Origin of the sequence: Neorhizobium sp. NPDC001467, from assembly GCF_050275975.1 — a bacterium.
Taxonomy (GTDB): domain Bacteria; phylum Pseudomonadota; class Alphaproteobacteria; order Rhizobiales; family Rhizobiaceae; genus Neorhizobium.
Genome location: NZ_JBNNPS010000002.1, coordinates 346,585 through 372,428, shown reverse-complemented (window position 1 = coordinate 372,428; position 25,844 = coordinate 346,585). Strand labels below are relative to the sequence as shown.

22 protein-coding genes (1 of these 22 running past the window's edge) are annotated in these 25,844 nt (G+C 61.8%); 4 read left to right on the top strand and 18 right to left on the bottom strand.

Annotated elements, in window-relative coordinates:
* Window positions 1-146 precede the first annotated feature (146 nt).
* From phnD to phnG, 9 genes are all read right to left on the bottom strand, one after another.
* On the bottom strand, window positions 147-1,142 hold the full coding sequence (gene phnD, locus ACQKKX_RS06495; RefSeq protein WP_427569679.1) for a phosphonate ABC transporter substrate-binding protein: 996 nt from the start codon (window positions 1,140-1,142) through the stop codon (window positions 147-149).
* Window positions 1,143-1,170: 28 nt separating this feature from the next.
* Window positions 1,171-2,019: a phosphonate ABC transporter ATP-binding protein gene (phnC, locus tag ACQKKX_RS06490; RefSeq protein WP_427569678.1), complete on the bottom strand. Its 849-nt coding sequence runs from the start codon at window positions 2,017-2,019 to the stop codon at window positions 1,171-1,173.
* Window positions 2,020-2,105: 86 nt separating this feature from the next.
* Complete coding sequence (locus tag ACQKKX_RS06485; protein ID WP_427569677.1) at window positions 2,106-2,726, bottom strand: DapH/DapD/GlmU-related protein; 621 nt, start codon at window positions 2,724-2,726, stop codon at window positions 2,106-2,108.
* A complete protein-coding gene (gene phnL / locus ACQKKX_RS06480; protein ID WP_427569675.1) occupies window positions 2,726-3,460 on the bottom strand; it encodes a phosphonate C-P lyase system protein PhnL in 735 nt (244 codons plus the stop codon). Before phnL ends, ACQKKX_RS06485 begins: the two co-directional genes overlap by 1 nt.
* 2 nt (window positions 3,461-3,462) lie before the next feature.
* A complete protein-coding gene (gene phnK, locus ACQKKX_RS06475; RefSeq protein WP_427569674.1) occupies window positions 3,463-4,236 on the bottom strand; it encodes a phosphonate C-P lyase system protein PhnK in 774 nt (257 codons plus the stop codon).
* Complete coding sequence (locus ACQKKX_RS06470; protein WP_427569673.1) at window positions 4,233-5,126, bottom strand: alpha-D-ribose 1-methylphosphonate 5-phosphate C-P-lyase PhnJ; 894 nt, start codon at window positions 5,124-5,126, stop codon at window positions 4,233-4,235. Before ACQKKX_RS06470 ends, phnK begins: the two co-directional genes overlap by 4 nt.
* On the bottom strand, window positions 5,123-6,214 hold the full coding sequence (locus ACQKKX_RS06465) for a carbon-phosphorus lyase complex subunit PhnI (protein ID WP_427569671.1): 1,092 nt from the start codon (window positions 6,212-6,214) through the stop codon (window positions 5,123-5,125). The genes ACQKKX_RS06470 and ACQKKX_RS06465 overlap by 4 nt, the downstream gene beginning before the upstream one ends.
* Before the next feature lie 3 nt (window positions 6,215-6,217).
* On the bottom strand, window positions 6,218-6,838 hold the full coding sequence (gene phnH / locus ACQKKX_RS06460) for a phosphonate C-P lyase system protein PhnH (RefSeq protein WP_427569670.1): 621 nt from the start codon (window positions 6,836-6,838) through the stop codon (window positions 6,218-6,220).
* Complete coding sequence (gene phnG / locus ACQKKX_RS06455; RefSeq protein ID WP_427569669.1) at window positions 6,838-7,239, bottom strand: phosphonate C-P lyase system protein PhnG; 402 nt, start codon at window positions 7,237-7,239, stop codon at window positions 6,838-6,840. Before phnG ends, phnH begins: the two co-directional genes overlap by 1 nt.
* Window positions 7,240-7,401: 162 nt before the next feature.
* On the opposite strand from phnG, the gene phnF reads away from it, so the two are divergent.
* A complete protein-coding gene (phnF, locus tag ACQKKX_RS06450) occupies window positions 7,402-8,130 on the top strand; it encodes a phosphonate metabolism transcriptional regulator PhnF (protein WP_427569668.1) in 729 nt (242 codons plus the stop codon).
* A 146-nt stretch (window positions 8,131-8,276) separates the two neighbouring features.
* Here phnF and ACQKKX_RS06445 read toward each other — a convergent pair whose 3' ends face one another.
* Window positions 8,277-9,146, bottom strand: a complete 870-nt coding sequence (locus tag ACQKKX_RS06445) for an alpha/beta fold hydrolase (RefSeq protein WP_427569667.1) — start codon at window positions 9,144-9,146, stop codon at window positions 8,277-8,279.
* A gap of 297 nt (window positions 9,147-9,443) precedes the next feature.
* Here ACQKKX_RS06445 and ACQKKX_RS06440 point away from each other — a divergent pair, with 297 nt between their 5' ends.
* Window positions 9,444-9,854, top strand: coding sequence for a hypothetical protein (locus ACQKKX_RS06440; RefSeq protein WP_427569666.1), 411 nt, complete (start codon window positions 9,444-9,446; stop codon window positions 9,852-9,854).
* 189 nt (window positions 9,855-10,043) lie between these two features.
* Here the strand turns inward: ACQKKX_RS06440 and ACQKKX_RS06435 are convergent, their stop codons facing one another.
* Entirely contained in the window at window positions 10,044-11,252 is a 1,209-nt protein-coding gene (locus ACQKKX_RS06435; protein ID WP_427569665.1) for a hypothetical protein, read from the bottom strand.
* Window positions 11,252-12,514 (bottom strand): ATP-grasp domain-containing protein, encoded by a 1,263-nt coding sequence (locus tag ACQKKX_RS06430; protein ID WP_427569664.1) that lies wholly within the window; start codon window positions 12,512-12,514, stop codon window positions 11,252-11,254. The genes ACQKKX_RS06435 and ACQKKX_RS06430 overlap by 1 nt, the downstream gene beginning before the upstream one ends.
* Before the next feature lie 79 nt (window positions 12,515-12,593).
* Here ACQKKX_RS06430 and ACQKKX_RS06425 point away from each other — a divergent pair, with 79 nt between their 5' ends.
* Complete coding sequence (locus tag ACQKKX_RS06425) at window positions 12,594-13,616, top strand: GlxA family transcriptional regulator (RefSeq protein ID WP_427569663.1); 1,023 nt, start codon at window positions 12,594-12,596, stop codon at window positions 13,614-13,616.
* A 102-nt stretch (window positions 13,617-13,718) separates the two neighbouring features.
* Here the strand turns inward: ACQKKX_RS06425 and ACQKKX_RS06420 are convergent, their stop codons facing one another.
* From ACQKKX_RS06420 to ACQKKX_RS06400, 5 genes are all read right to left on the bottom strand, one after another.
* Window positions 13,719-14,042: a cupin domain-containing protein gene (locus tag ACQKKX_RS06420; RefSeq protein ID WP_427569662.1), complete on the bottom strand. Its 324-nt coding sequence runs from the start codon at window positions 14,040-14,042 to the stop codon at window positions 13,719-13,721.
* The gene (locus tag ACQKKX_RS06415; protein WP_427569661.1) at window positions 14,039-14,794 is read right to left on the bottom strand and encodes a YqcI/YcgG family protein; all 756 of its coding nucleotides are present in this window, start codon (window positions 14,792-14,794) and stop codon (window positions 14,039-14,041) included. Before ACQKKX_RS06415 ends, ACQKKX_RS06420 begins: the two co-directional genes overlap by 4 nt.
* A gap of 315 nt (window positions 14,795-15,109) precedes the next feature.
* Window positions 15,110-16,762, bottom strand: a complete 1,653-nt coding sequence (locus ACQKKX_RS06410; protein ID WP_427569660.1) for a DUF2182 domain-containing protein — start codon at window positions 16,760-16,762, stop codon at window positions 15,110-15,112.
* A gap of 1 nt (window position 16,763) precedes the next feature.
* The gene (locus ACQKKX_RS06405; protein ID WP_427569659.1) at window positions 16,764-18,350 is read right to left on the bottom strand and encodes a tyrosinase family protein; all 1,587 of its coding nucleotides are present in this window, start codon (window positions 18,348-18,350) and stop codon (window positions 16,764-16,766) included.
* 53 nt (window positions 18,351-18,403) lie between these two features.
* Window positions 18,404-18,826: a hypothetical protein gene (locus ACQKKX_RS06400; protein WP_427569658.1), complete on the bottom strand. Its 423-nt coding sequence runs from the start codon at window positions 18,824-18,826 to the stop codon at window positions 18,404-18,406.
* A gap of 336 nt (window positions 18,827-19,162) precedes the next feature.
* On the opposite strand from ACQKKX_RS06400, the gene malQ reads away from it, so the two are divergent.
* Window positions 19,163-21,163 (top strand): 4-alpha-glucanotransferase, encoded by a 2,001-nt coding sequence (gene malQ / locus ACQKKX_RS06395; RefSeq protein ID WP_427569657.1) that lies wholly within the window; start codon window positions 19,163-19,165, stop codon window positions 21,161-21,163.
* Between the two features lie 204 nt (window positions 21,164-21,367).
* Here the strand turns inward: malQ and ACQKKX_RS06390 are convergent, their stop codons facing one another.
* Window positions 21,368-25,844: the 3' end of an Ig-like domain-containing protein gene (locus tag ACQKKX_RS06390; RefSeq protein WP_427569655.1), read on the bottom strand. The gene runs 23,756 nt beyond the window's last position; the window shows 4,477 of its 28,233 coding nt (coding positions 23,757-28,233); its start codon lies off the right edge, out of view; its stop codon occupies window positions 21,368-21,370.

The window sequence follows — 25,844 nt, the reverse complement described above, 5'->3', positions numbered from 1 at the left end:
GATCTAACCACGCCCGTATCAGGCCGCAGCAGATCCTCGGGACATCCTCGGGTTAAACTCGAGGACTAGGATGACGACGGAGAGGTTTTCCGGCTTCCGACATCAGCCGAGGACAGGCCCGAAAGCCTGCCCCATAATCATTCGGATCAGTTGGTGCTGACCTTGGCAAGCTCAGCTTCGTACTTGCTCTTCTGCGCGGTCAGATCCTTGATCTTGGCTTCCTTGGCGGCCGCGTCGAGTTTGGCATCGCCCTGCGTCTGGGCAATCGACTTGGTCAGTTCCATGACGCGGATCGGCAGAAGCTGCGCATCGCTGGAGGCACGGAACGGAGCCCATTTCAGGCCGGCGAGGATCTTCTTCTCTTCCTCGACATTCCCCTTGGACTTGTCCGTGCCGTAGGTCAGGAAGAATTCGCGGATCTTGCCCTTGTTGTCTTCCGACAGGTCCTTGCGCCAGACAATCGGATCGGCCGGGATCAGCGGCGAGCGCCAGATTTCGCGGATGTTCTCGTAGGCCTTCGGGTTGTTCTGCTTGATCAGCGCCATGCTCTCGGTGTTGTTGGCAGCAGCATCGACCTGTTTGTTGGCAACGGCCATGGCATTGGTTTCGTGGTTGGCGTTGGTGACGTTCTTGAAGCACTTCTTCGGGTCGATGTTCTTATTGGAGAACACGAAGGTCATTGGAACGAGGTAACCGGAGGTCGAGTTCGGGTCGCCGAGACCGAAATTCATCGACTGGTCGCATTTCAGGACCTGGTCGATTGTCTGGATCGGGCTGTCCTTGGGAACGATGACAACCGACCAGTAGCCCGGCTCACCGGTGACAGCGACGCTCTGGACGAACACTTCGCCATCGGCACGATCGACGGCTTCCATGGCCGACTTGTTGCCGTACCAGGCCATCTGCACCTTGTTGAAGCGCATGCCTTCGATGATACCGGCATAGTCGGACGCGAAGAACGGCTTGACGTCGAGGCCGGTCTTTTCCTTCATCGCGTCGAGCAGCGGCTGCCAGCTGGTTTTCAGGTTCTGCTGGGATTCGGTCGAGATGATGCCGAAGTTGATCGTGTCCGCCGCAAGGGCTGCGGAACTCATGGTGAAGACGACGGACATCGCCGCCATGCTTTTCAGAATCGCGTTCATCGTGGTTCTCCGAGTTTTCAAAGAGTGATCAGGCGAGCTCCAGCTCGGCCCGGGAACGTTCTCGCTCCGCAGCAGCAGCGGCGGTAGGAGCAGCTTGACCGGCCGGCGCATCCGGCAGGACCAGTTCTTCCGAAGCCGCACCGTAAAGTTCGGCCAGGAATTCGTTGGAAAGAGCGGTGGACGGACCGTCATAAACGATCGCGCCATCGCGCATGGCGATGGTGCGCGGGCAATAGCGGCGCGCATATTCCACCTGATGCAGGGATACGACGACGGTGATGCCATCCTGCGAATTGATGTTGGACAAAACGTCCATGACGCGGCGTGCCGAAGATGGGTCGAGCGCCGAAATCGGCTCGTCGGCGATCAGGATTTCGGCTTCCTGCACCAGCGTGCGGGCAATCGCTGCGCGCTGCTGCTGACCGCCCGAAAGCGTCGACGAGCGTTGGGCAAACACCTGCGGGATGCCGACGCGTTCTAGCGCCGCATGCGCCTTCTGCTTTTCGTCGCGAGTGAAGACGCCAAGTGTGCCGCGCCAGCGTGGCGTGCGGCCCAGATGGCCGATCAGCACATTGGTCATCACCGACAGGCGGCTAACTAAATTGAACTGTTGAAAGATCACCGAGATGCGACCGCGCTTTAGCCGTGGATTGAGGCGACCCCCGTCCTGACACAGGTCGCCCAGCACATCGATACGACCACCCTTGCTGTCGGCAGTATCGAGGCCGGCAATATGGCGGATGAGCGTGCTCTTGCCGGAGCCGGAGGCGCCGATCAGGGCAACCATCTCGCCGCGTTCGACGGTGAGGCTCACTCCGTCGAGGGCGCGGTTTTTGCCAAACGTTTTCGACAGGTTGGAAACGGTAATCGCGGACATTCTTCTTCCCCTGAAATGGACAGGTTTCAAGAAACTCTGACGATGCTTCGATGATATCTGGGCGACACTTGCATGAAACTTCTGTGTCAACGTTCGTATTTGCTCAGAAAATCTTCGGCTGACAGATCGCGAAAATCCTGTAGTGCTTCGAACAGGTGCTCGTGATCCCAATCCCACCAGGCAAGCGCATCCATGCGCGCGCCAATACCAGCGGCAAAACGCTCGCGGATCAGCTTTGCCGGCACGCCGCCGACGATGGTGTAGGGCGCCACATCACGGCTGACGACCGCCCCTGCTCCGATGACGGCGCCATTGCCGACCTTCACGCCCGGCAATACGGTGACGCCGTGGCCAATCCAGACGTCATGGCCGATGACCACACGCTTGGCGCGGCGAGCAGCGAAGAAGTCCACCTCGTTTTCGGCGCCGTCGAAATAATCGCCGGCGCGATAAGTGAAATGGTGCAGCGTCGCCCGCTCAGTGGGATGATTGGTGGCATTGAGACGCACGGCAGCGGCAATATTGACGAACTTGCCGATCTCCACACACCACAGCATGCAATTTTCCATCACATAGGAATAATCGCCCATCGTGGTTTCGGTGACGGTCGAGCCGGCTGCCACTTCGGTGTAGCGGCCAAGCTGGCTGTCGGTCACGACGGCGGTCGGATCGATGAAGGGGACGGTGGCGGAAAGCTGCTTTTGCATCACGCGGCCTTTCGTGCGGAGAAGGCGGAAACATCGATCGTGCGAGTGGCCACCGCATCGCGCACCGGCTGATCGTGAAAGATGCCGAGTATGGCGGTGCCGGCATCCAGCTTTTCGCGGATCATCGCAATGACCACATCGCGATTGGCGGCATCGAGCGAAGCGGTTGGCTCGTCGAGAAGCAGGATCGGGTGATCGGTGATGAAACCGCGGGCGATGTTGACACGCTGCTTTTCGCCACCGGAGAAGGTGGCGGGCGGCAGGTCGAACAGGGCTTCCGGCAGATGCAGGCGGTTGAGCAGGTTTTTGGCCTTTTGCGCAGCCACGGCACGATCGACACCACGCGAAACCAGCGGTTCGGCGACAATATCAAGCGCCGAGACACGGGGCACGGCGCGCAGGAATTGGCTGACATAACCGATAGAGTCACGCCGCAGATCAAGCACGAGGCGCGGATCACCAGCACCGAGATCATGCGCCTCACCCGTGCCCTTGTCGCGGACAAAAATTTCGCCGCTGTCGATGGAATAGTTTCCGTAGACCATACGCAGGATCGATGACTTACCGACACCCGACGGTCCGCCGAGCACGACACATTCGCCGGCGAACAGCTCGAAATTCACATCGTTGACGACCGGCAAAATGACGCCGTCGCGCAGATGCATGGTGAAGGACTTTGCCACGTCGCGAACCGAAAGCAGCGCGTTGCCTGTCTCGTTAGATGAAACGGTCATGATCACGACTCCAGGATCGAGGCGACGAGAAGCTGGGTATAGGGATGATGCGGATCATCGAGCACGCGGTCGGTGAGACCGGTTTCGACGATACGGCCACTCTTCATGACGATCATCCGCTGCGACAACAGGCGGGCGACGGCCAGATCGTGGGTGACGATCACCACGGCAAGACCAAGGTCGCTGACCAGACCACGCAGGAGATCGAGCACACGCGCCTGAACGGACACATCGAGACCACCGGTCGGCTCGTCCATGAAAATCAGCCGCGGGCGGGTGACGAGATTGCGGGCGATCTGCAGGCGCTGGCGCATGCCGCCGGAAAAGGCGACCGGCTTGTCATCTATACGGTCACCGGCAATTTCCACACGGCTGAGCCATTCGGTGGCGGTGTTGCGGATCTCGCCGTAATGGCGATCGCCGATCGCCATCAGGCGCTCACCGACATTGGCACCCGCGGATACCCGCATGCGAAGACCATCAGCCGGGTTCTGGTGCACAAAACCCCAGTCGGTGCGCATCAGGAAACGCCGCTCTGCTTCCGACAGGTCGGCCAAGTCAGGAAACCGGCCATCCCGCATATTGTATCGGATGCTGCCGCTGGAACGCTGCAGACGGCCTGAAATGCAGTTGAGCAGCGTCGTCTTGCCGGAGCCGGATTCACCGACAATGGCGACCACTTCACCGGGCCAGACATCGAAGGAAATGTCTGTGCAGCCGATGAAATCGCCGTAACGGCGCTCAAGGTCGCGGACGGAAAGAATGGGGGCGCTCATGCCGCGTCCTCCTTGACGGTTTCTTGACCTGCAATCGGCAGGCCCGGTCCGTGATGGCCATCGGCGCGGCGCGTTTCGCAATGGTCGGTATCGGAGCAGACATACATGCGGCCGCCGCGATCATCGGTCACCACTTCATCGAGATAGACGCCGGTGGCATTGCAAAGCGCGCAAGGCTGGTTGAATTTCTGTACTTCGAACGGGTGATCCTCGAAATCGAGGCTGACGACATTGGTGAAGGGCGGCAGCGCGTAAATGCGCTTTTCGCGACCGGCGCCGAACAGTTGCAAGGCGGGCGATCCGTTCATTTTAGGATTGTCGAACTTCGGGATCGGCGACGGGTCCATGACATACCGATCCTCGACCTTGACCGGATAGGCATAGGTCGTGGCGATATGGCCGTGCTGGGCGATATCCTCGTAAAGTTTTACGTGGATGAGGCCGTATTCTTCAAGCCCGTGCATGACACGGGTTTCGGTCTCGCGCGGCTCAAGGAAACGCAATGGCTCGGGGATCGGCACCTGATAGACGATGACCTGGCCGTCCGAGAGCGGCACTTCCGGGATGCGGTGGCGCGTCTGGATGACGGTGGCATCCGCCGTTTTCGTCGTTGTCGCCACATTTGCAGTCTTGGCAAAAAAGGCGCGGATGGAAACGGCATTGGTGGTATCGTCGGCGCCCTGGTCAATGACCTTCAGCACGTCGTCAGGCCCGAGGATCGCGGCCGTCACCTGCACACCGCCGGTGCCCCAGCCATAAGGCATCGGCATTTCGCGCGAGGCGAAAGGCACCTGATAACCGGGAATGGCGATGCCTTTAAGGATCGCGCGGCGGATCATCCGCTTGGTCTGTTCGTCCAGATAGGCGAAATTATACTCTGGAAGGGTCATTCTGCGGCCTCCCTCATCTCATCGTTGGTGGCCTTCGCCTTGTTCAGCGTGCGCAACAGGTCGAGTTCGGCCTGGAAATCGACGTAATGCGGCAGTTTCAGATGCTCGACGAAACCGGTCGCCTGAACATTGTCGCAATGGGCAAGCACGAATTCCTCGTCCTGCGCCGGCGCCAGCCGCTGTTCATCGAATTCGTCGGCGCGAAGGGCGCGATCCACGAGGCTCATCGCCATCGCCTTGCGTTCGGACTGGCCGAAAACCAGGCCATAACCGCGCGTGAACCGGGCCCCCTCCTCACCGCCGCCGGTGAACTGCGACACCATCTGGCATTCGGTGACGCGGACTTTTCCGAGCGAAACGGCAAAACCGAGTTCCGGCACATCGATCTCGACATCGACCAGACCGATGCGAATTTCGCCGACAAACGGGTGCGTGCGGCCATAACCGCGCTGCGTCGAATAACCGAGCGACAGGAGAAAACCCTCGTCGCCACGCGCCAGCGCCTGCAGGCGCACATCACGATCGGCCGGAAAGGCGGTCGGATCACGGGTCAGGTCACCCGGCTCTTCATCGGACAAGACGTCGCGTTCGATCAGGCCTTCATCGTTGAGAATGTCTGTCACCCGAGGTGCGGGGCGTTCATCCTCACGGGCACGGCGCAGCGGCTCATCGACCGGTTCATCACCGGCCATGGCCGGATCGATCAGGCGGTGCGTGTAATCGAAGGTCGGGCCGAGCAGCTGGCCGCCCGGAATATCCTTGTAGGTGGCCGACACGCGACGTTCGATGCGCATCTTGGCGGTATCGATCGGCCGCGAATTGCCGAAACGGGCAAGCGTGGTGCGATAGGCGCGCAACAGGAATATCGCCTCGATCATGTCGCCACGCGACTGGCGCACGGCCATGGCGGCAAGATCGGGATCGTACAGCGAACCCTCGGCCATGACGCGGTCGACGGCGAGCGCCAGCTGACCGGTGATCTGTTCCAGCGTCAGCGCCGGCACATCACGATCGCCGCGACGGCGGTCTGCGAGCAGACGGTGGGCATTGGCAATGGCGGCTTCCCCGCCCTTGACGGCAACATACATGGCTCAAACCTCCTCGATACGCGTGGTGCGCGGCAGGCCCATGGCCTCGCCGCCGCAAACGAGAAGCACATCCAGCCCCAGCGGATAGGCCGCGCGGTTTTCTGCCATGGCAGCCACAAACCCCTCCGGCAGGCCGACCGGCGCGATCACCGCCTGCGTTTCAATGCCGGGACCGGTGAGCGTGAGGGGCGAACCGCCGACAAGGCTTTCGACCGGCAGAAGCAGGGTGGCGGAACGATCCGGGTAATCGCTGGTGCCGATCGGGAATGATGCCCAGGTCTCCACCGGACTCGCCTTTTCCAGCACAGCAAATGCAGCGCGGGCAGCGTCCGCCGTGCGCGGTGCACCGGTGTGAAACGACATCCAGCCGATGGCATCATCATTGTTTTCCGGCTTTTCGAACCAGACCGGCGTATCGTAATCGGCCAAGGTCAGCAGGATCGCGGCGGCGGCCTGCGAGAGCGGCGAAGGTGGCGTGACGAAACCGGAAAGGTCAGCGACAGTGCCGGGCTGCGCCAGTGCATTCATGACGCGGCGGAAGACGGCCTGACTATCCATCACCGGATTGGCAAAGCCACCCTCGAAGACACGACCTTCCGAACGCGTATTGATCGAAACACCCATCAGTCTTCTCCCCGCACCATGGTGAAGAAGTCGACACGTGTCGCTTCCGTCTCTTCCGCCTGAAGTTTTGCCTCTTCGCGGGCATGCTCCAGAGCCGGCTCGACAATCGACTTTTCGACGCGGCCGATCCAGTCCGGCAGCTGACGCAGCGCATCGAGATGAGCAATCATGCGGGCTTTGTCAGCATCGCGGCCGAGCACGATCGAATGACCGAGTTCGCCGCTCTCGAGCCGCACCGTGGCACGCGTCACACTCGCCTCGCCGAGATTGAACGGCGCACCGCCGCCGCCGATCCGGCCACGCAGCATGATGGCGCCGATCTCCGGCCCACGCACCGCGATGGCGCCGGGGGCACCCGCTGTATTTTCACTGTAAAGCTGATGGAGCAAACTCGGCGGCATGGACGCCATCGCATCCAGTGCCCGCTTTCTCCGCGCATTCGCTGTTTCTGCCGTCACGTCGCACCTGTTTGTCTATTTGTGTAGACAACTAATCTAATCGAGGTTATAGGACCTGACCAGTGACAGCTTGATGACATTACGCATTTTAATCGGAGTACGTTGATGCATGCCCTCGATGACGGCATTTCCCGGTGGCGCCGTGTCGCCGACGCCATTCGTGCCGATATCGCTTCCGGCGTGATTACTCAGCAGCTTCCGCCCGAGGTCGAGCTTGCCGAACGTCACGGCGTCAATCGCCACACGGTGCGTCGCGCCATCGCGGCTCTCTCGACCGAGGGATTGCTGCGCGCCGAGCGCGGGCGCGGCACGTTCGTCAACGCCCAGCCGCCGCGCGTGATCTATCCGATCGGCGAGCGGGTGCGTTTTCGCGAAAACATGATGAAACAGTCGATCGAACCGTCGGGCCAGTTGATCGGCGCGGAACGCGTGGCTGCCGATGCGCGACAGGCGGCGCAGTTGAATGTCTCGGTCGGCGCGCCGCTGCATCGGTTGGAACGACTGGCCGTCGTGGATGGCATGCCGATGTCGCGCTCCACCTCGCTGTTTTCGGTGGAGCGTTTTCCAGGCATAATTTCGGCCTACGCGGAAACCGGATCAATCACGCAGGCGCTGCAGAAATCAGGCGTCAGCGATTACCGCCGCCGCGAGACCCGCATCACGGCGGAACGCGTGTCTCCCAATGATGTCAACCTCCTACAATGTGCCAGCGACGCCATCGTGCTGATCAGCAATGCCGTCGATGTCGATATGGAGGGCAAACCGGTCCAGAGCGTGCGCACACGTTTTCTCGCGGACCGGTTCGAATTGTCGTTCAAAATGGATGGCGACTGACTGGTTTCCGGTCGCCGCCATACCAGCTGCGGCATTGGGCAAGGCGTCGCCGGTCGATGCCGTTAAGGGCATGATTGCCGGCCTCGCCACCAGCACGCCCGCCACCGGTCGTGCCGATGCATATCCTCAACGTCGGGCGCGGTCGCTTACCCTGTGCTCGAACGCAGGAAGTCCGAAATTGCAACTGCCAGCGCCTGGGGATTTTCCTCCGCCACATGATGTCCGCTGTCTATGCTGAAACCCGCAACGTTCTCGGCCCAGGCACGCCAGATGGCCACGGGATCACCGTGTATTTGCTCAAGATCGTCTTTCGCTGACCAGAGACACAGGGTCGGGCAGATAAGCTTGCGGCCAGCCAGCCGATCCGCATGGTCATGATGGTGATCGATCCGCAAGCTGGCGCGATAATCCTCCACCATTCCATGAATGATCGCCGGGTCTTTCAGGGCGCGTACAAGATCGTCATAGGCCTCCTGCCCCATCCGGTCAGGACTGACATTGCCGTACCAGAGCGAGGGATCCGCCAGGATGGCGCGTTCGGGCTTTTCCGGCTGGGCAAAGAAAAACCAGTGGTACCAGTCGCGCGCAAAACGCCAATCGACGCGTTCCAGATGTTCGAGAATGGGGATGCAGTCGATGACGACCAGCCGTTCGACGGTTGTTGGATGGTCCATTGCCATGCGAAACGCCGTATAGCTTCCCCGATCGTGACCTGCCACCGAGAAGGCCTCGTGCCCGAGCGTCTGCATCATCGCCAAGAGCGCCCGCGCCTTTTCACGTTTTGACGACAAACGGCTGTCCGACGTATCGGCCGGGAGATAGGAGCCGCCAAAGCCCGGCAGATCGGCACAGATGATCTGAAATTCCGGCACCAGCCGGTCTGCCACCTGGCCCCATGTCATATGCGTGCGCGGGTGACCATGCAGGAGAAGGAGAGGCTTGCCCTCTCCACCGATGCGAATGCGGATCGGACCTTGCGGCGTATCGACGACGCGAAGCTGAAAGTCTTCAAACATCCGGGCCCGTTCTCAAGAGCTGTACAGCGACCTGTTGCCCTGCGGCAATGGCTGATCAAACGCGCGAATGCAGCAAAAGTTACAGGATCGCTGCGCGGTTTCCGCGGAACAGGGCAGCATCCTCGACACCCCGCAAGCAGAGGGCGGCGGCCGTGTAGATGCTACGAGAGCGCTGACAGCAAACCATTCGGTACCTGCAACGGTGACGGGCCATTCCCGCAAGCAAGCGCCCCACTTTGGGAACCTCGATGGCGCGGGCGTGTTTCCCTGCGCACCCACCTCTTCAGGAGAGCAGAAATGGCAAAGAAATCCCCCGCAGTGGAAGCACTGGAACAGGAACAGGCCATGCAGCGCGAAAGAAAGGCCGAGTTGGACGAAGGGTTGGAAAACACATTTCCGGCTTCCGATCCAATCTCGGCGACAGGAACGGCGACCGCCAAGGCGGACCAGCCTTTGGCCGAACGGACATTGGCGGGCGGATCCGGTGCTTCTGATGCGCCGCGTGTCGATGAAGCGTTGGAGACCATTCTCGAGCATCGCAACGACCCCTACAGGGCCCCGCAGCAACAGGTGGCAGCCGTCAGGGATGAGATGGACAGCCTGCGTTACCGCGCGACCGGTAGCCTGCGCCAGAGCATACGCGCCAATCCCTGGCAGGCGGTCGGTCTCGCCGCATTCCTGGGGTTCGTCTTCGGCATGACGCGCTGACGGCTGACCGGATGTCGGTGGCACGCCCCAATCGGTCTTAAGCACGCGGGCTTGGCGAATGCGCCAAGGGTGTCGGCCCGGGTGACGCTCGGTGCCGGAATTTGGGCGGGCCGCTAGCGGCGGCCGGTCCGGTTTGATTGGCAGACAGTCTGACCCTTTGGCGGTTGGCAGCAAGGCCGATTTTTGGCTTCAGGCGGAGGATGGCACCGCCTGCCGCTGTCGGGCCAGAAACAGCGCGACAGGAACGAGTATCCCCATCGCCAGCACCCCCACCATCGAAAACAGCCAGGTATTGTCGCTGACCGACCGGTCGACAAGCATGAGGCCGAAAACCAGGGGTGCTCCTGCGGTCATTCCGCGAAATGCCAGCGTGACCCGCGCCGCCCACAGAGCGGAATCGCTTTTGCTGGTAAGCCGCTCAAAAATGGCCTGCCGGATATGGATGCGTGACGTATTGAAACCGAAGCCGATGCCGAAGGCGAAAATCAGCGTCGGAATGAAGGCCGTCAGCTGCGTCACCATGATGTCGCCTAAGACGACTGCCGCACAGGCAACATAGCCGAAATAGCTGCGCGCCGTCGAGCGGACGAATGTCGCCACCAGCGCCCCGACGCCGGCCGCCGCGCTGATAATGCCGTAAACCGCAGCGGAATGGCCCGGCCGTCCTTCATAGATCAGCGGCACGAAGAAATTGAAACCACTCAGCTGGATGGCGAGGAAACCCATGCCGCCCAGCAGGATCCACAGGCTCGGATCGAAGCTCTTGTGCGCGCTGACCTCGAGAGCGGCAAGCGACGGTTTGGCCTGGGCTACCGCCGGTCTCGTCCACGTCGGTGCGACGAACAGTAGAAGAATGCTGCTCGCGAAGCTGACGGCGATGCCATAGAAGACGTAGCCGGTGCCGAGCCCCGCAATAATCAGGCCGGCAAGCGCATTTCCGACGAAGACACCGGTCTGCAACGCGGTCTGCGAAAGTCTGGCCGATGTCTGGGCGTCGAGAACGCCGGCGACGGTCAGTTGTCCCATCAGCGTTTCGATACATTGCTGGCTGATGAAGGTGATGAAGGTCAGGCAGGAGGCCACCAGGATGAGAGAGATAAGCCCGGTGGAATCGAATGTCGCTCCGGCGAAAGCGGCAACGGCGACGCCGAGAATGCGCGGAACGACGATCATGTGAACGGGATTGTCCTCGATCGCCCGGCGCAACGGCTCGAACAGATATTGCGCCAGGAATGGGACGATGTTCATGATGAACAGGACCAGCCCGATGAACATCGGTGACTGGCCGATGCTGGCGCTTGTCCATAAAAGCGTGACCGTGATCATCCCTTCTCCCACCATGGTCAAGGACAGGAGGATGATGAAGGCCGTCAGGGTCATGTGTCGTGTTGCGATCATCACATGATCTCCAGCATGGAATTGGAGGCCTCGATTTCGCGAATTTTCGCAATATCGGCCTCGATGACTTCGGCGCGCGCATGCACAAGCTCGATCAGCGCCGGGCAGGTGGCGAGATCGACCGTCTTGGCAATTCTTTCGCCGGGCGCGACGAACCATTTCATGCGCACGAATGAGGGCAGCGCCTGAATGGCCACGAGCCCCGGCGCGGAAACCAGCCGGCCTTCACGGCCGGAAATCAGGAAGGCGATCGAGGCCGAGCGTCTCTGCGTCACCGTGGCCGGCTGCTCCTGCGCGGGACCGTCGAGATAGGCGTCAATGATTGCATCGATGAACGAAGGCGCAAAATTGGCATCGATGACTGACGTCCCGATCCCACCATGGGCGCGGGCGGCGATTTCCACCAGCAGCGGGCCACCCGCCGTCATCATGATCTCCACATGAACGGGACCAACGCGCACGCCGACGGCTTCGGCCACCTCATCGCAATAGGTCAGGATGCGGCTGTCGACGTCTGGGTGGTCGGGGGCCAGAAAATCGATCTTGTCGTAGATAATCGCGCCATCCCGGTTAATCTTACGGTATCGACCCACCGAAAAAATCGTCAATCTGCCATCCTGGGCGACGCCATCAACCGTGTATTCGTCGCCGACCATGTATTCCTGCAGAAGGACACCTTCCGTGTTCTGGCCATATTTATCGACGCCTCTGAGGATCGCCGCCGCATGCTGAAGCAATTCGCGAGGACTCTGGCAGACACGCACGAGATCGCTGCCGGAGCTTGCTTCCGGCTTGACCACGACCGGAAAACCGATCGAATCCGCCCAGGCGACGCAATCGTCCAGCGTCCTGCAGCGCGCCTGGCGGCAAAGCGCGATACCGGCATCGCGCGCCGCTTTGGCCATGGCCGTCTTGTTGCGGCGCCAGTCCGTGGTAGCGGGATCATTGCCCGGCAGCCCCATCCGATCAGCAAGATCCTCCGACAGACGCACGCCACTTTCGGCGCCCGGAATGATCGCATCATAGGCGTAACGCGCCATGTCGAGATCGAAATCCTCGCTGGTGGCCTCAAGGACGGAGGTGAAATCCAGATCACTTTTCACCGGGCCGGCAGAGCAGATCGCCACGCAGCTAAAACCGCGCTCCAGCACACGGCGGGCGATGAAATAGCCACCCGACGTCGGATCGACGACGCCGATGGTGATGCGTATATCTCTGGCGGCAACGTCCGGGAAACTTGGCGATGCTGTATGGATGGTCATCGAACAACTCTTTCTGTCTCTGCCCGAAAGCGGGCGATAGTCCTTGCAAACACAGCCTAGCGGAGAGGTGAAAGCAGCGATGCCCGCAATTCCTGCCAATTTGGACACGAAATCAGACCCTGCAAAAGTGCTGGTGTTTCTCGCCTATGACGACGTGACGCTGCTCGACATTGCCGGTCCGATGCAGGTTTTCGAGGCCGCCAATAGTCTGCGCCGGAAAGGCGGAAACCCTACCCCCTATGATATCCGGCTGGCCACGCGTACCGGGGGTCGGGTGCGCAGCGATGTCGGCGTTCCCATGGAAGCCTGCGCCTGGGCCGACATCCGGCTGCCGTCCGATGGCATGGTCGTGGTGCCCGGCGGGCCAGGGATATGGGACGCGGAAACGCAGGCCTCCATCAGCACCTACCTGCGGTCGCAGCCGGCAACGATGGAGATCGCCTCGGTCTGCATCGGGGCGTTTCTTTTGGGGCATGCCGGCCTGCTTTCCGGCCGACATGCTGTGACGCACTGGAAATACTGCAAGCGCCTGCAGGCGGATTTTCCCGATACGCATGTGAAGGCCGATTCGGTCTTCATCAACGACGGTCGGATCTGGACCTCTGCGGGCGTGACGGCCGGGATCGACCTTGCGCTTGCCATTGTCGAGCGGGATTTCGGCCATTCGCTGGCGGTGGATGTGGCCAGAGGCCTGGTCGTCTTTCTGAAGAGAACCGGCGGGCAATCGCAATATAGCAAGATCCTCGAGATCCAGGCGGCCATTCCCGATGGCCGGCTTTCCGACCTGCATGCCTGGATCACCGACAACCTGCACAAGCCGCTGCCGATCGACAGGCTTGCCGAACGGCTTGGCATGTCGCCGCGCAGTTTCGCGCGCTATTACGTGGAAAGAACGGGTACGACGCCGAGAAAGGCGATCGAGGACCTGCGGATAGACACGGCACAGCGCATGCTGCTCGATTATCCCAAACTCAGCATCAAGCGGATCGCCGACCGATGCGGGTTCATGGACGAAGAGCGTATGCGCCGCGCCTTCCTGCGCCAGTTCAATGTGACGCCCTCCGAATTCAGGGATCGGTTTGCGTCGACGCAGGAGCCGTGACCCCCAACGCGGGCAGCGCAAGCGGGCGGAGGGGGATCGCGGCACGAGGTCAATGACGCAGAGAGCTCCGCTCCGCCGCCAGGAGAAGCCGTGTGGGAAAGGTCAGGCTTCTGCCGCTTCGAGGTCCAGGCCTCGGAACGCGATCAGGTAGACGGCGCCCTGCGGACCGGCGGTGGACTTGTGCAGGTCATTGGCGGTCAGCTTGAGTGCGTCTCCCGGGCGGCAAAGATCGTCCGACCCTTCGAGCGAAAAGGTCATCTCGCCTTCGATGACGATCAGCGTTTCCTCGTTCGCATGACGATGCCAGTCGTGGACCTTGCCCGGACCGTCGCGCTGGACCTCGATGCAGCCCTGCTGCGGCAGGATGGCGATTATATCCGAGAGCGCGGAAAAATCGGCGGTTATATTTCGGATCACCTTGGTCATCGTGCAATCTCCATCTCTCTTGCCGGTTCCGTCTGCTCGCCTTTCAGCGTGTGATAGGGGCAGGCGGAAACGCCGTTTGCCTCATCGAGAAAATACTGCTGATGCTCGAAAATGCCGGGATCGCCGTATTTGCCCAGCGCCGGAGAAACCGGGAGGAAATCATAGTTCACCAGCCGTTCGCGCACCGACGCGAACGCGTTCTTGGCAGCCTTCTCGGTGCCGAGGATCTTCTCGAATACCCATCTCGGCTGGAAGGTCAGCATGAAGGAACTGGCGCGGCGGCTTTGACGCAGAAGATGCGCCGGCGTGTTGCACACCACGAAGATCGGCTCGCCGGCAAAGCAGAATTCCCATTGCGGCGAAGTCGTCGCGGTGGGGATATGGTCCGGCCAGGAATGTTCGTCGCGCTCGGCAAGATTTTTCAAGACTGCCCAGAAGCGTTCCTGATAGACCTCGATCGTTTCCATTGTCTCCGGCTTGGTGAAGACCACAAGCGACGTGTTCGGACCGAACTGACGCGAGCGCCTTACGAATTCAGCCAGCGCGGAAGCCAGTTCGTCGATATCGAGTGTCTCTTGAAAAACGTAACGTAGCTGATCGGCGCGATAACCCTGAACGCCGAAGATGCACGGAAAGGGGCGGCTCGCGCTTTCCAGGCTCGTGGCAAATTCGGAGAAAACGATTTGCTGCCAGGACCCCAGACGAAATCTTGCGGCGATATCCTGCTTGAGCAGTAAAGCTGACTCTGTCATTCAACTCTCCCCAGAATGGATGCGGGGGGACCCTAGGCGAGCGATGCGGCAGGCCACTGCCATTTTGCACGCATTTCGTGCCTTGTAATTTTAATTCACAATATTTAGTTGTAGCTTGATAAGCACTTTCTGTATTGCCGGACGGCGCGCGGCATGACGGATTGGCTGCCTCTGGTAAGAATACCGTGTACCGACCCGACCGCTCAGCGCGGATGGTCGGGATATGCCTAGCGTGACCTTCCGAGCAGGCCACGGGCCATGTCGTATCGGAACGGTGCCAGGTGGTTGCCCAAACCGGATCGGGACGTCGGAGACCTACGCGCCATAGGGAGCGGTAATCGCCAGCGAACGCCATCGAGGTTCGGACCGGGCAAGGAATGCCGGAAATTGCCAGGCGGGCTTGCGGGTGGGCAGGTAACGTTCGAAGGCAGCGAGAGCGGTGGCGAGCAACATGGTCGCGAAATGGAACATGGGTAGAGACATGGCAAAAAGCATGGCAGGCCCGCAGACGGCACAGCAAAGCATGCCGGCGCGCCATCCGAACAGGGCCACGTCGCGCCACATGCCGCGTCCCACGACCCGCAGCGCCGGCATTCGGTGGCAGCGATTGAGGCAACGCTGCCGCCAAGGAGCAGCATGCCAGAGCGCCACCAGAAGCAATGACGGCAGAATGATAACCGAACCCGGCGGAGTGGCGAACGACAGGTTTGCGGCAGAAACCGTCACCCATGCCAGGCCGAGGGCCAGCCAGGGCATTCCATAAAACAGAAAAAAAATCGCGATTGCCGGCCAGCGTCGGCGCGGCAGGTTGTATCTCCACAAAAAGCCGATCTCGCTCAGCAGGACGAGCGGCGCCATGGCCGCCAGCATGGCGATCCACAGACCCAATGCCGGCCATGGTCCGATATGCGCGTGAACCGCCTCCCCATCGCCGTGGATAAGATGAACCGCATGCGCCGTCCCTTCCAGCTGGTCGGCAACCGCTCTTGTGCTTGGCCGTTCGCGCGGCGCACCATCGTATTGGCTTAGCGTGCCGAGATGAGGCGTGCTGTGCGCACCCTGCCCCAGCTCGGAATTGTTGGGTCCATTCGTGCTCGATCCACGATCGACCGCTCCCGGATCGCCTGGAGCGACAGCGCTCGCCTCAGAATTGCTGGCCCTGGGACTGGCCACCCCCGATTTACTTGCTGCAGCATTGCCGGGTTCAGGGGCGCTGGAAACGTGACGCTTGGACGGGAGGCCGTTGGAGCCTACAGCATTGGGCCCAGAATCGCCGACGATACGATCGCCTGCCGCCGGCTCGATCGAACGGCGGCCGCCTGACCACAGGTCGTTCCACCACCGACCGACAGCCGACGGATCCTCTACCCCGCGGGCGGCGCTCCGCAGCTCCTGGGTATCGACGCCATGATGCTCGTGACCGTTATGCTGAGGACCAGGACGCGCATGCGCGGCGGCACGGAAATGATCAACTGCGGAGCCGTTTTCCCCTGCGCCCGGCAGGACGGGCGCAATATCCCCAATCACCTTGTCCAGGTTCGCTGACCACGCAATGCCGGGGGCGGCGGTATTCCCATCCTGCAGCGCGATCCCGCGCCCGCCGGCAGCCGCCCTATCGGTATGAGGCATCGCCGCTCCGCCATCGTGGACGCCGACCCGTTGGATGCCCGGAAGCTCGAGGCCGGGCAGTTGAAGGCCAGGAGGCTGGCGTTCAGGGCGCTGGCCATCGGGCTGCCATACGCCAGGTCGGTGAACGTCGGGCGAGAGGCCGCCCGGCACTGCGGCATCGGGCCGTGTCGCCTCTTGCACCGCAGGGCCTGCGATGCCGCCGACCGTCGACGGATTGCCGTGCAGCCCGGCAGGACCAAGCGCGTGCACGCTAAGAACCAGCCATCCCGCAAGGCTCGCCAGAAGCAGCCACGGTCCGGGCGATTGTCGAAACAGCCGCAAGACGATCAGGACGCGCATCCTATTCGCCCATTTTGAAGACGCTCAAGCGGCCGACTTCGATTCTGGCGGCCTCCGTCGCGGCATTGGACGGCACGAAACGAACGTCGAGCGTTTGTAGCTCGTCTCCCGACAGGTGAAGGGCATCGACGATGGGCGTGATCTCGAAGACCTGATTGATCCCGCTGCCAGCACTGGGACCGTCCGGCGATGAAGAGGCCGATACGCCGAACAGCGAGACAATCCCGGCACGGCGTTCGGGATGGTCCTTGGGATCCTTGTCGGCCGGCAGGTTCACATAGACGTGGTAGACCGCGGCATCCGCAGTTCCGCGGATCCCTTCCAGTTTGAGAAAGACGCGCGGCGGCTCCTGCGTCGTCGCGGTATCGGCTGCGGCCGTCGCTGCACGGGCGAGGCTCTTTCGAAGCGGCGCGATGCCGCCGGCATCGAGGCTCACCCGGACCTGCGTCTGGCCCGCAATAGCGACATCGGGCTCGCTTGCGCCGATCATTTCAGGCTGCTTCGTATCAGACACGGCTGCCTCCTCCACCGAACCACCTGTGAGAGACACCGTCTGCCGGCTCAGCGTCGTCAATCGCTCAGCCATGCGGGAGGACACGACCGGCGGCGTCTGGTCGTCATATTCATAATCGAGTGGTTGCGCCCGCGTGTCGAGAACATCCTTGGCCGAAAACGACCATTCGCGTCCACCGCTGAGCGGCATCACGAACCGGCGATCAGCCGGCCCATCCAGCCAGTCGCGATTGCCGGGTTTGGTCGGATCCACCGGATTGGCATGACCCGACATCGAGCTCCACAACGTCCAAAGCCGGTCGATATTGGCGTGATGCAACCAGAAGATCGGATCCAGCCCGGCGGTGATGGGGATCGACATCAGGCCCGCATTCCACCACTGGTTGGGATCCGTCCCCGGCTTTGCGCCGCCGACAAGGCTGTGAACGATGTTATGCGGCAGAGATTCAAGGCCGCCATTGGTCGTTCGGTTTTCCGGCCCGTGGTGGAAGGTCGTGACCGGTCCACCGAAGCCCGGGGGAATATCGCTCGTGCCCCCGGTGAAGATCGTGTCGTTAAGGGCCGTGAGCGCCACTGCCGCCGGGTCGATCGTGATCGGCAGGCTGCCATCGCCGTAGCGCTGTTCCACGAAAAGCGGGTTGTTGGACCCATCCGGCAGGTTGGGTTCGGCGAATTCCTCGGGCAAGACCCGGGCATCGGGCCCATCGCCCGAATAGTTCCAGTATGGCAGGGCCCAGTCGTCAGGCCCGCCAAGATCGACGATGGCCGTGCGAAGGATCTCCTCGACGGCATAAAGATAACCGCGATGCCAGGGCAGGAAATACCAGGTCTGATGCTGGCACTGTTCCCAGAATTTCACCTGGACGGCATCTGCCGGCAGGGGCGTGCTGTCGGTAATGATGCCGAACTGTGTCCAGACCACCGGATGAAATCCGTGCATCGCGCCCAGAAACCACCAACTGTCCGGCGCTGTCAGCGGTTTCTGCTTGAGCGCTCCCACGCCTTTCGCATACCACGAAAGCGTGTCGTTCCATCTGCCGCCCAGTGTGCGGACTTCCCTGCGGACGAAAGGCATTTGCACTCCCCCTGCTCGCTTGCCTTGCTATGGTTTGCCCCGGCATGGTGCCGTCAACTGTCCTGCCGCACGGTGATCGTGGATGCCGTCGCTCCCTTGCGCGCCGCGCCATGGTCGGCGGCACGCACCACCGACCCTACCAGGGCCTGACGCTGACCGATGCCGGCCGCCCATGCGGGCACTTCGAAAAACAGATAATCGTAGCGATAGTCCGAGATCGGCGAACCGGCGCGGCCGGCACCGGCCGCGTGCGCCGATGTAACGCCGCCTTCATCCGTCGCCATGTCGCCGGCGAGATCCATCACCGCATTGCCGCCGAACGAAAGCGTCGCATTGAAGCCGGATGCCGTATCAGCGGTGACAATTGTCAGCAGGCCTTCACCGAAAATGAGCGCCAGTGCTTCTTCGGCGGAATTGACCGGTGCCGGATTGTTGACGAAGCTGCGATAGGTCCAAGTGCCAAGCCACGATGCCATGATTTTCCCCTGTCGTAAGACAACGACGTTCGGGTTGCAGCAAGCTCGTCAATCTTGCGCAACAAGAACTCAGTCATTCAGAATAAAACGCTGAAGAAAGGCAGTGTCTGGATGTCCGCCGCATTATATACGCGGGCCTCCAAATGTAAATACGACTGTATATCTGATTTCTTGCATGACGATGCAGAGTGCATTCAAGCGCTCCTCTAAAAGGCGGCAATACCGCCTGAACCCAGCGATCCTGCCCTCGCTAACGACCAATTCGCGAATTTTTCGGGACAGGAAACCAACAAGCGCGTGACGGGTTATGGGTGTCATTCGCTGGAGGCCAACACCATGATCCCCTCGCCTGCCGCATCGCCAGCCCGCCCCGGTCTGCCGCATGCTGATGAATTGGACAGGATTGCGCGCCGGCACGGCATTGCCCTGCACCGGCCAAGCCCGGACGGCAGGGAAGTGGCGCTTTCAGACCAAAGCAAACGGAAACTGCTGGCCGCGATCGGTATCGACCTCGATGCAACCACCGCTCAGAACGATGCCCGACCGAGCGATCGGACGACCACGAGCGAACCTTGTTTCGTGCCGGAAATGCTCAGCCGCGAACGGGTTTGGGGCCTTAGTCTGCAGCTTTACGAATTGCGCTCCGGGCGCAACTGGGGCATCGGCGATTTCGAAGATCTCCGCTCGGTCATCGATCTGGTCGCCACGCTGAAGGGCGATTTCATCGGCCTCAATCCGCTGCATGCGCCCTTTTTGGCCGACCCGGATCGGTGCAGTCCCTATCAACCGTCCAACCGGCTTTTTCTCAATCCGCTCTATATCGCGGTCGATCGCCTTGAAGCCTTCGAGACCGCGCCGGAGGAGAGCGCGGTGGCTGCCAGCCTTCGCGAGACCGACCTTGTCGATTATCGCGCGGTAGCCACGCTGAAGTTGAAGGCTCTGCGGAAGGCGTGGCATCGCTGGTCGGAAGGCAACACGACCGACGGGCGACCACGGCAAGACCTCGCCGCCTTCGTCGCCGAGGCCGGTATCCCGCTTTATCGACATGCGCTGTTTGAAACGCTTTCGGCAGATATGGTCGCGCGAGGCTTCGGCGCCGGTTGGCAGGATTGGCCAGAGGAATTTCGCACGCCGCAGTCGTCCTCGGTCACCGAATTTGCGCAAACGCATGCGTCCGAGATCGAGTTCCATCAATGGCTGCAGTGGATTGCGCATCGGCAGCTGAGCGATATCCGTCAGCACGCAGATGCCAATGGTCTGCGTATCGGTCTCTATCTCGATCTTGCCGTCGGCGAGGCGATCGATGGCTCGGCCACCTGGTCGGGGCAGGACATCTATCTCGACGATGCGACGATCGGCAGCCCGCCGGATCCGTTCGCGCCGGATGGCCAGGATTGGCATTTGGCCGGGTTCAAGCCGCGGGCCATCGCCGCAGGGGACGATCCGCCGTTTCGACGTATGGTCGAGGCGGCCATGCGTTATGCAGGCGCGATCCGCATCGACCATGTGGCCGCGCTTCGCCGCCTGTTCCTGGTTCCCCTCGATGGCGGACCGGCCGATGGCGGCTACGTGGATTATCCTCAGGCCGCGCTGTTGAAAATCCTGGCCGAAAGCTCGCACCGCTATCGCTGCCTGGTGATCGGTGAGGATCTCGGTCTATTGCCCGAAGGGCTTCAGGCAGACCTAGAGGCGGCGCGGATCCTGTCCTATCGTATTCTCTCCTATGAACATGACGAGGCCGGCTTCCGTCCGGCCGGCGCGTATCCGGCGCTGGCGCTCGCCTGCATCTCGACGCACGACCACCAGACGCTGGCGGGCTGGTGGCGCGGGGCCGACATCGCCATGCGCGCCGACCATGGCATCGTATCGCCGGAACTGACGAAGAAGCATGAGGCGGACCGGGATCTGGAACGCCGGGACCTCGCCAATCTGCTGAGCGAGGACGGCACTCTGCCGCCGGCGACGGCCCGAGACGCCGACCTTGGCGAGCTGACGGTCCTCGCACACCAGTTCCTTGCGCGCACAGCCAGCATGGTCGCAGCCGTGCGGCTGGCGGATCTTACCGACGAAAAGCGGCCGACCAACGTGCCCGGCACGCAGGAGACCTATCCGAACTGGCGCCCGAAACTGTCCGTAAGTCTTGAGGAATTGGCGTCGCTTCCGCTGGTCGGGCGCATCGCCGAATTGATGCGGGAGGAGCGCGGTCCGACGGCCGCTGGCGATCCGGACAGAAGGGACCGGGCGATCCTTGCGGATATCGCTGCGCTACGGCGGCAGGTCGCGTCATTGATCGCCGACGCAACGCGGGTCTCTTGGGAGCAAAGAGCAGCGGCCTGACCGTGGATGTTAAACGCATATCTTGCGCGCCGCGAAAACCGTGCCGAATGCCGCTGCGCCGCTTTTGCCCATTCTGCGCGCCAACCCTCTCGCAGGAGAGCTGAAGCCGGTTTCGCGTCAGCCGACGTGGATCCCGCTACGGCGCTAAAAGCGCAAGCGTCGCAGCCTACCAGGCATTGCCATAGCAGCTCGGAAAGGCGCTACTCACTCCCGCCAAGCTGCCAGAGCTCGGGCGAGATCGGATGCGGCATCTTCGCCCATCGTCAACTGATAATGTAATTCATCGGAAAACAGGCTGGGGGCCAGCATGGCCTCCCGGTCGCTTTCATGCGTCACGATCGCCCCGGTCGTCAGGTCGATGCGCACGTCGTCGGCTACCGGCTCTCCCTCAGGCGAAAGGCCGCTGAACCTGAGATCGATAAAGGTCAGGCCGGCCGGCGGATGGCCGATGACGACGCCCTGCCGGGTGGTGCGCAACCAGTCCGGCAGCGGTGAACCATCTGCCAGTGTGACCGTGAAGGAGGCGTTTCCGCCATAGCCAGGCGACGGCATGATGTAGAGCTGGCCGGCATAGATCATCGTATCGACGCTGAACCACGTGAGTGAATCGCGGCCCTCGAACAGCCGTGTGTTCGACCCACCCTTGTAGAAGCCCACCGTGAATTCATCGATACGGCGACCCGACTGGGTCCACTCACCGATCTCCTGTGCGGCATATAGAACAGCACCTTCGTCGGGCAGGGAACCGATGCCATTGAGCGAGCGAACGGCATCGGCGACACTGCCGATCGGGCCGTCTTCGCCGATATCGCCGGCTATGCCGTTCAGGCTTTCCATCACGGCCCCGTTGGCGGGGCTGCGCGCGCTTGTGCTGCTCTCGCCCTCGTCCGGCCGCCACGTAACGCCTGAAATGCCGCCGCCAAGATTGGGTGCCGGCGGCAGATATTCGTTGATGCCGGGTGGCGGTTCGGGAGGCTGCGGTTCGCCCGGCGATAGAACGTTGACGACAACCGTGAAGGACGACACAGCATCACCGTCGCCAACCGTATAGACGAAACTGTCGGGGCCAAAATAGCCCGGCAGCGGCTGGTAACGATAGGTCCCGTCGGCATTGACCACCAGGGTCCCATTCGCCGGCGGCTGCCCGACGCCATAGGTCAGCGGTGCGCCTTCCGGATCGATCGCGGGCGGCAGGAGGCCGCTTGCGATGCCATCCTGCGGCACGGCAATCGTCGCACCGGAACCCAGTGGCGCATCGTTGACCGGCGTAACATCGATCACGACCCGGTAGGTCGAGGTCGTGATGCCATCGCTGACGGCGTATGTGAAGACATCCGTACCGTTGTAATTGCGGTCGGGCGTATAGAAGTAGAAACCGTTGGGGTCGATGGTCACGCGGCCATGCGCGGGTCCGGCCTCGGCAAAGTACCGCACCGGCCGCCCTTCGGGATCGATGGCGACGGGCAGCGGACCGGAAACCGCGGTGTCCTCGACCGTGACAACCGACAGATCGCTGCCGACCGGCGGCAAATCAGGCGCGCCGACCGAAATGCTTACAGTATAGGTCGTGCTGACCGTGCCATCACTGACCGTATAGGTAAAGCTGTCGGGACCTCCATAGCCGGGAGTGGGCGTATAGACATAGACCCCCTGCGCCGAAATCGTGGCCGTTCCGTGGATCGGCCCGCCCGCAAGGGCATAGGTGACGGTGGCTCCTTCGACATCGACCGCAGCGGGCAGCGAGCCCTGCGTCGTAACATTGGCGCTGACAGAGATCGAAAGGTCGGCAGCTTCCGGCGCATCGTTGGCCGCCGCGACATAGACGGTTGCCGTATAGGTCGCGGTCGAGGTTCCGTCGCTGATCGTGTAGGTAAAGCTGTCGGTGCCATTGAAATTGCGTGGCGGTGTGTAAGTGAAACTACCATCGGCATTGACGAGAACGCGGCCAAAGGCCGGACCCGCTGCCAGACCGTAAGTCACGTTCGGGCTGTCGACGTCGGTTGCCGGCGGAAGCTGGCCGCTGGTCGGCACGTCTTCCTGCGTGGCAACCGTCGCATCGCTGCCCTGCGGTGCATCGTCGACGGGGACGACGGTGATCTCGATTGAATATTGGCGCACGAACTGGCCGTCGGTGACGCTGTAGACAAAGCGGTCGAGACCAAAATAATTCGTCGACGGAACGTATCGATAGGTGCCGTCCGGCAGGATCGTCACCGTACCATGGTCGGCCTGACCGACCAGAGCATAGGCAAGCGCATCGCCATCGGCATCCGTTGCCGCCGGAAGCGTGCCGTCGAAGGGCACATCCTCGACGACGTTGATAGTGCCGTTCGCGCCCACCGGCGGATCCGGCGAGGCGGTGATCGCGACGGTAACGGTATAGGTCGATATCAACCCACCGTCGCTGACGGTATAGGTGAAGCTGTCCGGGCCGCTATAGTCCGGATCGGGCACATAGGTATAGGTACCATCCCGGCCGATCGCCACCGTCCCATGCGCGGGGGCAAAGCCGAGCGCGTAAACGACTGGCAACCCTTCCGGATCGACGGCTGCGGGCAGTATGCCGGTCGCCGTCGTATCTTCCCCGACCGTGAATGCGTAGTCCGCGCCGACCGGCCCGTCGTCCACCGGCCGAATGGTAACAGCAATCGTACGCACGACGGTATTGACGCCGTCGGTCACGCTATAGGCAAAGCTGTCGCTGCCGAAGTAATTCGCGGCAGGCACATAGCGGTAGCTGCCATCGGCCAGAACGGCGACGGTGCCGTTGGTCGCCTGTTGCGCCAGCCCATAGACAAGCGGCTGGCCTTCCGGATCGCTCGCCTGCGGCAGGCGCCCCTCATAGACAACGTCCTCAGTGACGTCGATCACGCCGTCATAGGCGAGCGGCGGATCGTTTTGCGCCGTCACGTCGATGATGACGGTATAGGTCGAAATCGACGTTCCGTCCGTGACCGTGTAGGTGAAGCTGTCCGGGCCCTGATAGTCGGGCGACGGAATGTAGGTGTAATTGCCATCCGCATCGACCGTGGCCGTGCCGTGCAGCGGCGCAACGGCAAGACCATAGAGGAGGTCAGCGCTGTCGGGGTCGAAAGCCACCGGCAACCGGCCGCTGGCCGCCCCGTCCTCCTCCACAACGATGGCAAGATCGGCGCCGCGCGGTGCGTCGTCAACGGCCGTCACGCTCACCGAAATGACATAGGTCTCGCTCGCCGTGCCGTCACTGACCGTGTAGGAGAAATTGTCGGGACCGGCATAATCTGCAAAGGGCGTGTAGACGAAATCGCCGTTGGCGGAAATCGTGACAGTCCCGTGCAGCGGCTGCTGCGGACCGACGGCATAGACGACCGGCTGGCCTTCGGGGTCGATCGCGGGCGGCAGAGTGCCGAAATAGGGATTGTCCTCCACGGCGACGATGGCTGCATCGCTGCCGCGCGGAGCATCGTTGACCTCCTGGACATCGACGATGACGCTATAGGTCGCCGTCGCCTGGCCATCGCTGACGGTATAGGTGAACCGGTCGGGACCGGCATAATCGGGATAGGGCGTGTAGGTGAAGTTGCGACCCGGTCCGACCGTGACGGTGCCGTTCACTGGTTGGGCGCCGATATCATAGACAAGCGCATCGCCATCGGCATCGAATGCTTCCGGGAACGCGGCGCTATAGGCCTCATCCTCGACGGGGGCGATGGTCATCGCTCCGCCCACGGGCGCATCGTTGAGCGGGCCGACCGTGACCTCGACCCTGTAAGTCTGGCTCGCCGTGCCGTCGCTGACCGTGTATTCGAAGCTGTCGGTGCCATTATAGTTTTCGGCGGGCGTGTAAACGAACTCGCCACTGGCGGCAATGGTGACGCTGCCATGCGCAGGCCGGAGCAAGCCGGCACCATAGGTGTAGGGCTGCCCCTCGGGATCGACCGCCACTGGCAGGCGACCGCGATAGATTTCGTCCTCGACAACCGTGATTTCTGCGTCATTGGCGCGCGGCGCGTCGTTGACGCCGGTGACCGTGACGGTGACGGTATAACTCGCTGTGGCAAAGCCGTCGCTGACGGTATAGGTGAAACTGTCCGGACCGACATAATCGGCAAACGGCGTGTAGACGTAAGCCCCCTCGGCTTCAAGGGTCACGATCCCGTGCAGCGGATCCACACCGATCGTGTAAGTGACCGCTCCACCTTCCGGATCGCTCGCCACCGGCAATTGTCCCGAATAGGGCTGGTCTTCCGTGACCGTGATGGCGTCGTCGCGTCCGCGCGGGGCATCGTTGACGGCGACGACATCGACGAAGACCGTGTAGATGCTGGTGGCCGCGCCGTCGCTGACGGTGAAATCGAACCGGTCCGGGCCGTTGTAATCGGGAGCGGCCAGATAGGTGAAGTTGCCATTGGGGTCGATGATGGCGATGCCATGGGCAGGCTGCGAGCCCAGGCCATAGGTTACTGCCTGGTTTTCGATATCGATGGCCGGCGGCAGCGTGCCGCTATAGACCTGATCCTCGGATGCGCTGATCGCTATGCTGTTGGAGCGTGGCGCATTGTTGACCGCCTCAACATTGACCGTAACCGTGTAGGACACGGTGTTGGCGCCGTCGCTGACCGTATAGGTAAAGCTGTCCGGACCGGCATAATCGGCGAACGGCGTGTAGACGAATTCGCCGTTCGGCTGAATGAGGACGGTG